The 502-nt window shown below is 62.4% G+C and carries 1 protein-coding gene; it reads left to right on the forward strand.

The window, feature by feature from the left end:
- A partial coding sequence (gene tssG, locus BG57_RS31005; protein ID WP_035971167.1) for a type VI secretion system baseplate subunit TssG occupies positions 1 to 502 on the forward strand: 502 nt, incomplete at both ends.

Consider the following 502-nt stretch of genomic DNA (forward strand, 5'->3'; position numbering starts at 1 on the left):
GTGTATGTGGCGAGCGCATCCGGGCACGCGACTCGGTGCGATCGGACCGCATTTTACCGACGCATGCGCGGCTGTCGGCAGTGCCTCACCTGGTCACGGAGGCGCGCAACGTCGATGGCCTGCGCAGTTCACTCGCCGCGTATTTCGGCGTGTCAGTGCACATTGAAGAGTATCAGCTGCACTGGATGACGACCCCGGCGCACAGCCAGAGCATTATGGGCGAACAGCGCATGTCGTCTTATCTGGGTGCCGGTGCGATGCTCGGCGAGCAGGCGCCCGATTGCCAGTATCGGTTTCGCATTGTGATCGGCCCGCTGGAGATCGAACAGTATCAGCGCTTCACGCCTCGAGGCAGCGATTTGTTGACGCTGGTCGAATGGGTGAGGGCGTACGTCAGCGAAGAGTACGACTGGGAGCTTGAATTGCAGATCAAACCGGAGAGTGCACCGCCGGCAGTCCTCGGTGGGCCGCAGCAGCTTGGCTGGTCGAGCTGGTTGGGCGC

The organism is Caballeronia grimmiae (assembly GCF_000698555.1).
Taxonomy (GTDB): Bacteria; Pseudomonadota; Gammaproteobacteria; order Burkholderiales; family Burkholderiaceae; genus Caballeronia; species Caballeronia grimmiae.